Source organism: Streptomyces adustus, from assembly GCF_009377175.1.
GTDB lineage: Bacteria > Actinomycetota > Actinomycetes > Streptomycetales > Streptomycetaceae > Streptomyces > Streptomyces adustus.
Genome location: NZ_VJZD01000509.1, coordinates 1 through 2161, shown reverse-complemented (window position 1 = coordinate 2161; position 2161 = coordinate 1). Strand labels below are relative to the sequence as shown.

The following is a 2161-nucleotide window of genomic DNA, read 5'->3' as shown; positions in this document are numbered from 1 at the left end:
GGAGGGGGAGGTGGTGGCGTTTGGGCTGTTCAGGGGGCGTGTTCGAATGCCGGGTGGCTGTGCTCGATGTGTGTAATTGATGGAGTGTGAAATCTCAAGATCACTTGGACGGTCAATTTCTCGAATGTTTCGAACGGTTTCTCGACCGTGGATGGCCAACCGGTGATCTTTCGTTCTGTGGCTTTCACTATGAAAGGACTAGTATGTGACCGGAGTGATCAATGCCTCACAAGGGACCTTTGGGTGACGCCGACGAGCTGTTGGCCAGACTTGGGTCACTGACCGCCGAGGCCCGCGAGCGCGCCGAGCTTCAGCGCTCCCAGGTCGAGCTGGCGATCGCCCTGCAACGGGGCATGCTGCCCGGAGACCTGCCGACCGCCCCCGGCATCCGGGTGGCCGCCCGCTATGTGCCCGCCTGTTACGGGCTCAACGTGGGCGGCGACTGGTACGACGCGTTCCCGCTGCCCGACGGAGGCATCGGACTGTCCATCGGTGACGTGCAGGGGCACAACATCGAAGCCGCCGCCTTCATGGGTCAGGTGCGGGTCGCCCTGCGGGCCCTGGCTTCGGTGACGAGCGAACCGGGGGAACTGCTGGCCCGGACGAACGGCCTGCTCCTGTCGCTCGGCACCGACCTCTTCGTCACCTGTACCTTCGTACGGCTCGACCCGGCCACCGGGGTGCTGGAGAGCGCGCGGGCGGGGCACGTGCCCTGTGTCTGGGCCACGGCGGACGGACGGTCCGGCATCGCCCGGGACGAGGGCGGGCCGCCCCTGGGTGTCCAGGAGGGGGCGGTGTACCCGACGACCCGGTCCCGGTTCACCACGGGCGGAGTGTTCGTCCTGCTCACGGACGGCGTGGTGGAGGGTCCCTCGCTGACCGTCGACGAAGGGCTCGAACTCGTCGTACGACTGGCCGGCGCCGCGGCCGTCGCCGGCGTGGAGGCGGAGTCGCTCGCCGCGGGTCTGATCAGGTTCTCGGATCTCGTGGGGCACGAGGACGACGCCGCCGTGCTGGTCCTGCGCCACGACGGACCCGGCATCCGGCTGTAGGACGAGTCCCGCCAGTCCCGCCAGTCCCGCCTGTCCGGCGGCGTCCGGTCCGCGCCCGATCCGGCCGGGGCCCGCGTCGGCGCCGCTCGCCTCGCCGATGCGGCGGAGCCGGTGTCTCATGGCTGCTGTGGTGCGTAACCGGCAGCTGAGCAGCCCCGTCGTCACCGGCGTGCAGGTGCTGGCTGTCGCCGCCTGCTATTACGCGGCAGCACGGCTGGGACTCCTGCGGCAGTACGTCGTCGACGGAGCGGTCTTCACGCCCATCTGGCCGCCCACCGGGATCGCCGTCGCCGCCCTGTTGATCCTCGGCCTGCGCTGCTGGCCGGGGATCTCCCTCGGCGCGCTGCTCGCCGTGCTGTCCATCACCCCGCTGCGGCCCACGGTCGTCGGCAATGTGGTCGGCAACACCGCCGCCCCCATCTGCTCGTATCTCCTGCTGCGCCAGGTGGGCTTCCGCAACGATCTCAGCCGTCTGCGGGACGGCGCCGCACTGGTGTTCCTGGGTGCCCTCGCCAGCACGCTGATCAGCGCGACCGTCGGCGTCGGGGTCATAGTCCTGAGGGGAGGGCTCCCGGCGGGCGACTTCTGGACGGTGTGGCCGGCCTGGTGGGTGGGTGACACCATGGGCGTCCTGATCGTCACCCCGCTGCTGCTGGCGCTGCACGGGGCGCGCTGGCCCCCGCGCATGTCGCGGTGGAAGGAGGCGCTGGGGATGATCCTCGTCGCCTGCGTCCTCATTCCGTTCGCCACCCACAGCTCCCTCAGCGTGCTGTTTCTCGTCTACCCGCTGCTGATCTGGGCGGCGCTGCGGTTCCAGCTCGTGGGCAGCATGCTGTGCGCGCTGTTCGCCTCGGTCATGGCCACCGTCGCGGCGACGGACGAGGTCGGCCCCTTCGCCGGGCTGTCCCACACGGAGCTGATGTTCAAGCTCCAGGCCTTCAACGGAGGCATGGCCCTGACCGCGCTGCTCCTCTCCTCGGTGATCACCGAGCAGCTCAACACCAGACGCTCCGTCGAACAGGCCTGCCAGGAACTGGCCGAGGTCCTCGAACACCTCACGGCGGGCGAGCCCCGTCGTGCGCTGCCGCACGAGGGGGAGGGGGAGGGGG

2 protein-coding genes are annotated in these 2161 nt (G+C 69.6%); both read left to right on the top strand.

What is annotated here, in order from left to right; translation table 11 throughout:
• The first annotated feature begins 221 nt into the window (after window positions 1-221).
• Entirely contained in the window at window positions 222-1052 is an 831-nt protein-coding gene (locus FNH09_RS46170; RefSeq protein WP_152895842.1) for a PP2C family protein-serine/threonine phosphatase, read from the top strand.
• Between the two features lie 118 nt (window positions 1053-1170).
• A partial coding sequence (locus tag FNH09_RS46165) for an MASE1 domain-containing protein (protein WP_152895841.1) occupies window positions 1171-2161 on the top strand: 991 nt, incomplete at its 3' end.

What these genes read in the sequence shown, in the direction of transcription:
- FNH09_RS46170 (WP_152895842.1), top strand. Translation starts at nt 222, where the DNA reads ATGCCTCACAAGGGACCTTTGGGTGACGCCGACGAGCTGTTGGCCAGA.